This window comes from Caldimonas sp., from assembly GCF_046289365.1.
Lineage (GTDB): Bacteria > Pseudomonadota > Gammaproteobacteria > Burkholderiales > Burkholderiaceae_C > Caldimonas.
Window position 1 is genome coordinate 1 of record NZ_JBKBVU010000095.1, and the last position, 6,853, is coordinate 6,853.

The following is a 6,853-nucleotide window of genomic DNA, read 5'->3' on the forward strand; positions in this document are numbered from 1 at the left end:
CGCGCATGACCGGCGATGTCGTCAAGGCGATGCGGGCCTGTTCGCAGCCGATCGTCGCGGCGGTGGAAGGGGTGTGTGCCGGCGCCGGGGCCATCCTGGCCATGGCCAGCGACCTGCGTCTGGGCACCGTTCGCACCAAAACGGCCTTCCTCTTCAACCGCGTGGGCCTGGCCGGCTGCGACATGGGGGCCTGCGCGATGTTGCCGCGCATCATCGGTCAGGGGCGTGCGAGCGAGCTGCTCTACACCGGCCGGTCCATGGGCGGCGAGGAGGGCTTGCAATGGGGCTTCTTCAACCGCCTGTGCGCGCCCGAGGCCGTGGTGGACGAGGCCTTGCAATGGGCCCGCGAGATCGCCGCCGGCCCGAGCTTTGCCAATGGCATCACCAAGACCATGCTGCACCAGGAGTGGAACATGGGGGTGGACCAGGCCATCGAGGCCGAAGCTCAGGCCCAGGCGATCTGCATGCTCACCGAGGACTTCCGCCGCGCCTACGAGGCCTTCGTGGCCAAGCAGCGTCCGGTGTTCCAGGGGAACTGAGATGGCCGATACCGCCTACCTGGACTGGCCCTTCTTCGAGCCGCATCACCGGGAGCTGGCAAGGGCGCTCGAGGCCTGGGCGCGCGAACACGTGCCACAGGCCCACGGTCACGACGTCGATGCGGCCTGTCGCGTCCTGGTGCGCTCGCTGGGGCAAGGCGGCTGGCTGCGCCATGCGGTGGCCGGCACCGCCCACGGCGGCGCGGGCGAAGCCATCGACACCCGCGCGATCTGCCTGATCCGCGAGACCCTGGCGCGTCATTCGGGTCTGGCCGACTTTGCGTTTGCGATGCAAGGCCTGGGCTCCGGGGCGATCAGCCTGGGCGGCAGCCCCGAGCAGCGCGCTGCCTGGCTGCCGCGTGTGGCACGCGGCGAGGCCATCGCGGCCTTTGCCTTGTCCGAACCCGAGGCCGGCTCGGATGTGGCGGCGATGGCCTGCGCCGCACGGCAAGAGGGTGGCGACTACGTCCTTGACGGCGAGAAGACCTGGATCTCCAATGGCGGCATCGCCGACTTCTATGTGGTGTTCGCGCGCACGGGCGAGGCGCCCGCAGCGCGGGGAATCTCGGCCTTCATCGTCGAGGCCGGCACGCCGGGTTTCGAGATCGCCGAGCGCATCGATGTGATCGCGCCCCACCCATTGGCCCGGCTTCGATTCACCGGATGCCGGGTGCCGTCGGCCCACCGCATCGGCCCGGCCGGCGAGGGCTTCAAGCTGGCGATGCGCACGCTCGACGTCTTCCGCACCTCGGTGGCCGCGGCGGCGCTGGGCTTTGCCCGCCGCGCACTGGACGAGGCCTTGCAGCGCGCCACCACCCGCCGCCTGTTCGGCCAGCACCTGGCCGACTTCCAGCTCACCCAGGCCAAGCTGGCCCAGATGGCCGCCACGGTGGACAGTGCAGCCCTGCTCACCTACCGGGCGGCCTGGCAGCGCGACCAGGGCCGCAGCGTTACGCGCGAGGCGGCGATGGCCAAGATGTGCGCCACCGAGGGGGCGCAGAGCGTCATCGACGCGGCCGTGCAGATCTTCGGAGGGCTTGGCGTGGTCAGTGAGATGCCGGTCGAGCGCTTGTACCGGGAGATCCGTGCCCTGCGCATCTACGAGGGCGCCACCGAGGTGCAGCAGCTCATCATCGCCCGCGAACTGCTCAAGGACGTGAAGGAAAGGGGGCAGCCATGACGACGAGGACCTCGCATGTGGACACCTTCGCCCGCGACCACCTGCCGCCGCCGCAGTGGCAGCCCGAGTTTCTCTTTGAGCTGCCCGAACTGCATTTCCCGCAGCGGCTGAACTGCGCCACCGAACTGCTGGACCGCTGGGTGGCTCAAGGCCAGGGCGGGCGCTTGTGCCTGCAGGCCCCTGGCGGGTTACGCTGGACCTATGCCGATCTGCAGGAGCGGGCCAACCGCATCGCGCACGTGCTGGTGAAGGACATGGGCCTGGTGCCGGGCAACCGGGTGCTGCTGCGTGCGCCCAACAACCCGATGATGGCCGCCTGCTGGTTCGCGGTGATGAAGGCCGGCGGCATCGCCGTGGCCACCATGCCGCTGCTGCGCGCCAAGGAGCTCGGTCAGATCATCGACAAGGCCCAGGTCAGCCACGCGCTGTGCGACGCCTCACTGGCCGAGGAGCTGAAGCTGGCGGTGGCTCAGCATCCGGTGCTGCGCGAGATCCGCTACTTCCATGACGATTCGTCCCAGGGCCTGGAGGCCGCGATGGCGCGTCAATCGCCGTTCTTCGACAACGTCGACACCGCCGCGGACGACACCTGCCTGATCGCCTTCACCTCGGGCACCACCGGCGTGCCCAAGGGCACGATGCACTTCCACCGCGACGTGATGGCCATCTGTGCCTGCTGGCCGCGCCATGTGCTCAAGGCCCAGGCCGACGACATCTTCATCGGCAGCCCGCCCCTGGCCTTCACCTTCGGGCTGGGCGGTCTGCTGCTCTTCCCGATGAGCATCGGGGCTTCCACGGTGCTGCTGGAAAAGGCCGGCCCGCCGATGCTGCTGGAGGCGATCCCGCGTTTTCGCGCGACCGTGCTCTTTACGGCGCCCACCTCCTACCGCGCGATGGCGGCGCAGGCTGGCGAGCTGCGCATCGGTGCCCCCCGCGGCGGCAGCCTGCGCAAATGCGTCTCGGCTGGGGAGGCCCTGCCGGCGGCCACCCGGGCGCTGTGGAAGGAACACACCGGCATCGAGATGATCGACGGCATCGGCGCCACCGAGATGCTGCACATCTTCATCTCGGCCGACGAGGCGCATGCCCGCCCCGGGGCCACCGGCACCGTGGTGCCCGGCTACCGTGCCTGCGTGCTCGACGACGAAGGCCGCCCGGTGCCTGCCGGCACCGTGGGCCGTCTGGCGGTCAAGGGCCCCACGGGTTGCCGCTACCTGGCCGACGAGCGCCAGCGCCAGTACGTTCAGCAGGGCTGGAACGTCACCGGCGATGCCTACATCGTCGATGAGGACGGCTATTTCCACTACCAGTCGCGCACCGACGACCTGATCGTCTCGGCCGGCTACAACATCGCCGCCGTCGAGGTGGAGGACTGCCTGCTGCAGCATCCGGCCGTGGCCGAATGCGGCGTGATCGGCGTACCCGACGAGCAGCGCGGCCAGATCGTCAAGGCCTTCGTGGTGCTGCGCGAGGGCCATGCGCCGGATGAGGCGATGGTGCGCGAACTGCAGGACTTTGCCAAGCGCACCGTGGCCCCTTACAAGTATCCGCGTGCAATCGAGTTCCGTACCCAGTTGCCGCGGACCGAGACGGGCAAGCTGCAACGCTTCAAGCTGCGCTCGGTATGAACCCGCTCACCCTGGACGGCCCGGCTCGGGCATGCTCGGCGGCCTGATCCCTCAACCAAGGAGAACGTTCCATGCGCCTGATTCCCCGAACCCTGGTGTGCGCTGCGCTGACGGCTTGCGCGCTGGCCAACCCCGCCTTGGCGGCCGACAAGGTGAAGATCGGTTTTCTCAGCACCTTGTCCGGGCCGGGCGCGGGCCTGGGCATCGACATCCGCGACGGGTTCAACCTCGCGCTCAAGCACACCGGCGGCAAGCTGGGCGGGCTGCCGGCCGAGGTGATCGTCGCTGACGACCAGCAAAGCCCCGACGCGGCCAAGCAAACCACCGAGCGCCTGCTCAAGCGCGACCGCGTGGACTTCATGACCGGCGTGGTGTTCTCCAACGTGATGCTGGCCGTGGGTCAGCCCATCTTCGACAACCAGACCTTCTACATCAGCGCCAACGCCGGCCCTTCGCAGTATGCCGGCGAGCAGTGCAATCCCTACTTCTTCAACGTGGCCTGGCAGAACGACAACCTGCACGAGGCCGTGGGCAAGACGGTGGCCGACAAGGGCTTCAAGCGTGTGGCCTTGCTGGCACCCAACTATCCGGCCGGCAAGGACGCTCTGACGGGTTTCAAGCGCTTCTACCAGGGCGGCGAGGTGGTCTCTGAGATCTACACCCGTCTGGGCCAGCTCGACTACGCGGCCGAACTGGCGCAGGTGCGCGCCGCCCGGCCGGATGCGATGTACATCTTCCTGCCCGGCGGCATGGGCATCAACTTCATCAAGCAGTACGTGGCTTCGGGCATGTCCAAGGACACCACCCTGTTCGGCCCGGGTTTCTCGGCCGACGAGGACGTGATCCGCGCGGTGGGCGAGCCCATGCTCGGCATGTTCAACACCTCGCAGTGGGCCCACGACCTGGACAACCCGCAGAACAAGCGCTTCGTGGCCGACTTCCAGAAGGAGTACGGCCGCCTGCCTTCGCTCTATGCCTCGCAGGGCTACGACGCGGCCATGCTCATCGATGCCGCCGTGCGTGACGTGAAGGGCCGAATCGAGGACAAGGCCGCGCTGCGCAAGGCTCTGCAGGCGGCCAACTTCAAGTCGGTGCGCGGTGCCTTCAAGTTCAACACTAACCAGTACCCCATCCAGGACTACTACCTGCGCATCGTGCACAAGGACTCCCAGGGCCGCATCACCAACCGCACCCTGGGCACGGTGTTCAAGAACCACGCCGACGCCTACGTGGGCGCCTGCAAGATGAAGTAAAGCGAAGGCGCGACCGTGACCCTGACGCTCATCCTCGAGCAGGCCCTCAACGGCTTGCAGTTCGGACTCATGCTCTTCCTGCTGGCGGCCGGGCTGACCCTGGTCTTCGGCATCATGGACATGATCAACCTGGCCCATGGCTCGCTCTACATGGTGGGGGCCTACCTCACCGCGGCCGTGGCCCAGGCGTCGGGGTCCTTTGCCGCGGGGCTGGCCGCGGGCATTGTCGGCACGGCGATCTTCGGCATGGCCCTGGAGTTCAGCATCCTGCGGCGCCTGTACCAGCGCGACCACCTCTCCCAGGTGCTGGGCACCTTCGCGATCCTGCTCATGTGCAACGAGGCCGTGCGCATGATCTGGGGGCCCCAGCCCATCCTGCTGAACCCGCCGGCGGCGCTGGCCGGTCCGGTCGAGCTGTGGGACGGCTTCTACTACCCGGCCTACCGCCTGCTCATCATCGGCGTGGGGCTGGCCGTCGCCCTGGGCCTGTTCCTGCTCATCACCCGCACGCGGGTGGGCATGCAGGTGCGTGCCGGCGCCTCCAACCGCGAGATGGCGCTGGCCATGGGCTCGGACGTGCGCAAGCTCTTCACGGCGGTCTTCGGGGTCGGCGCGGCGCTGTGCGCGGTGGCCGGGGGGCTGCTGGGGCCGCTGGTGGCCGTGCAGGTGGGCATGGGCGAGAACATCCTCATCCTGGCCTTCGTGGTCATCGTGATCGGCGGCATCGGCTCGGTGCGCGGCGCGCTGATGGGCTCGCTGCTCGTGGGCGTGGTCGACACCGTGGGCCGCACCTTTGTGCCTGTGGCCCTGGGCGGTCTGCTGGGGCCGGCTGTGGCCTCCGGCGTGGGCCCGGCGCTGGCCTCCATCCTGATCTACGTCCTGATGGCCGTGGTGCTGTTCTGGAAGCCCGAAGGGCTGTTCCCGGCGCGAGGCTGAAGACACCATGAGCGAACCGATGCAAGGCACCACGACCACCGCGCCGCTGGCGAGCCAGCCCCCCTCCCGCAGCGTGCCGCCGATGCCGCCCGCGGGGCTGCTCGACCATCCGCTGCACCTGCGCTGGGCCCTGCCGCTGCTGGCGGTGCTCGTGGCGTTTCCGCTGGTCGCCCAGGCCCTGGACGAAGCCTTCTACATCAGCCTGGGCAGCCGCATCCTCATCCTGGCCCTGGCCGCGACCAGCCTCAACCTCATCCTCGGCTTCGGCGGCATGGTGAGCTTCGGCCACGCCGCCTTCGTGGGCATCGGCGCCTACACCGTGGGCATTGCGATGGTTCACGGCGTGGTCTCGGGCTGGGTGACCTGGCCCTTGGCGACCGTGATGGGCGGCCTGTTCGCCCTGGTGATCGGGGCGATCAGTCTGCGCACGCGCGGCGTGTACTTCATCATGATCACGCTGGCCTTTGCGCAGATGCTCTTCTACGTGATGATCTCGCTGCGCGACTACGGCGGCGAGGACGGCCTGCCGCTGCCGCAGCGCTCCGAGCTGGGCCTGGGACTGAACCTGCGCGACGACCTGCACTTCTACTACGTGGTGCTCGCCCTTTTTGCGGCCAGCTTTCTCTTCATCTGGCGAGTGCTCAATGCCCGTTTCGGTCATGTGCTGCAGGCCCAGCGCGAGAACGAGACTCGTATGGCGGCCATCGGCTTTGCGGTGTACCGCTACAAGCTCGTCGCCTTCGCGCTGGCCGGGGCCATCGCCGGCTTGGCCGGGGCGCTGATGGCCAACCAGAGCGGCATCGTCAGCCCGGCGCTGATGAGCTGGCAGCAGTCCGGGGCGCTGATGATCATGGTCATCCTCGGTGGGGTGGGCCATCTGTACGGCGGCTTCGTCGGTGCCGTGGTCTTCCTGCTGCTGGAGGAGATCGCGCTGGGCTACACCATCCATTGGCAGTTCGGCGTTGGGGCGGTGTTGTTGCTCGTGGTGCTGGTGGCTCCGCGGGGCCTGATGGGTCTGTTCACGAAGGAGTCGCGATGAGCGCACCGGCGCTGCTCGAACTCAAGGGCCTGATCAAGCGCTTCGGCGGCCTGACGGCGACCGATCAGGCCAGCCTGGAGGTGCTGCCCGGCGAGGTGCATGCGTTGATCGGCCCCAACGGGGCCGGCAAGACCACGCTGATCCACCAGATCTCGGGCGCGCTGGCGCCCGATGCCGGCCGGATCGTCTTCGATGGCCAGGACATCACGCACCTGCCGATGCATGAACGTGTGCTGCGCGGCCTGGTGCGTTCCTACCAGATCACCAGCATCTTCAGG

General features: G+C 68.3%; 7 protein-coding genes. All 7 read left to right on the forward strand.

What is annotated here, in order from left to right; all coding sequences use genetic code 11:
• A partial coding sequence (locus ACK42S_RS10660) for an enoyl-CoA hydratase-related protein (RefSeq protein ID WP_409706853.1) occupies positions 1-539 on the forward strand: 539 nt, incomplete at its 5' end.
• 1 nt (position 540) lies between these two features.
• Positions 541-1,719 carry an acyl-CoA dehydrogenase family protein gene (locus tag ACK42S_RS10665; protein WP_409706856.1) on the forward strand — a complete coding sequence of 393 codons (1,179 nt, stop codon included), beginning with the start codon at positions 541-543 and terminating at the stop codon, positions 1,717-1,719.
• Positions 1,716-3,347, forward strand: a complete 1,632-nt coding sequence (locus ACK42S_RS10670) for an AMP-binding protein (RefSeq protein ID WP_409706859.1) — start codon at positions 1,716-1,718, stop codon at positions 3,345-3,347. The genes ACK42S_RS10665 and ACK42S_RS10670 overlap by 4 nt, the downstream gene beginning before the upstream one ends.
• 71 nt (positions 3,348-3,418) lie before the next feature.
• Positions 3,419-4,600 carry an ABC transporter substrate-binding protein gene (locus tag ACK42S_RS10675; protein ID WP_409706862.1) on the forward strand — a complete coding sequence of 394 codons (1,182 nt, stop codon included), beginning with the start codon at positions 3,419-3,421 and terminating at the stop codon, positions 4,598-4,600.
• A gap of 15 nt (positions 4,601-4,615) precedes the next feature.
• Entirely contained in the window at positions 4,616-5,536 is a 921-nt protein-coding gene (locus ACK42S_RS10680; protein WP_409706865.1) for a branched-chain amino acid ABC transporter permease, read from the forward strand.
• An 82-nt stretch (positions 5,537-5,618) separates the two neighbouring features.
• A complete protein-coding gene (locus tag ACK42S_RS10685) occupies positions 5,619-6,575 on the forward strand; it encodes a branched-chain amino acid ABC transporter permease (RefSeq protein ID WP_409706894.1) in 957 nt (318 codons plus the stop codon).
• Positions 6,572-6,853, forward strand: a 282-nt coding sequence (locus ACK42S_RS10690; RefSeq protein WP_409706868.1) for an ATP-binding cassette domain-containing protein, incomplete at its 3' end; no start/stop codon positions are given. The genes ACK42S_RS10685 and ACK42S_RS10690, both read left to right, overlap by 4 nt.

Bases quoted from the DNA above. Each gene is read 5' to 3' on its own strand.
- ACK42S_RS10675 (WP_409706862.1), top strand. From the start codon at position 3,419: ATGCGCCTGATTCCCCGAACCCTGGTGTGCGCTGCGCTGACGGCTTGC.
- ACK42S_RS10670 (WP_409706859.1), top strand. From the start codon at position 1,716: ATGACGACGAGGACCTCGCATGTGGACACCTTCGCCCGCGACCACCTG.
- ACK42S_RS10665 (WP_409706856.1), top strand. From the start codon at position 541: ATGGCCGATACCGCCTACCTGGACTGGCCCTTCTTCGAGCCGCATCAC.
- ACK42S_RS10685 (WP_409706894.1), top strand. From the start codon at position 5,619: ATGCCGCCCGCGGGGCTGCTCGACCATCCGCTGCACCTGCGCTGGGCC.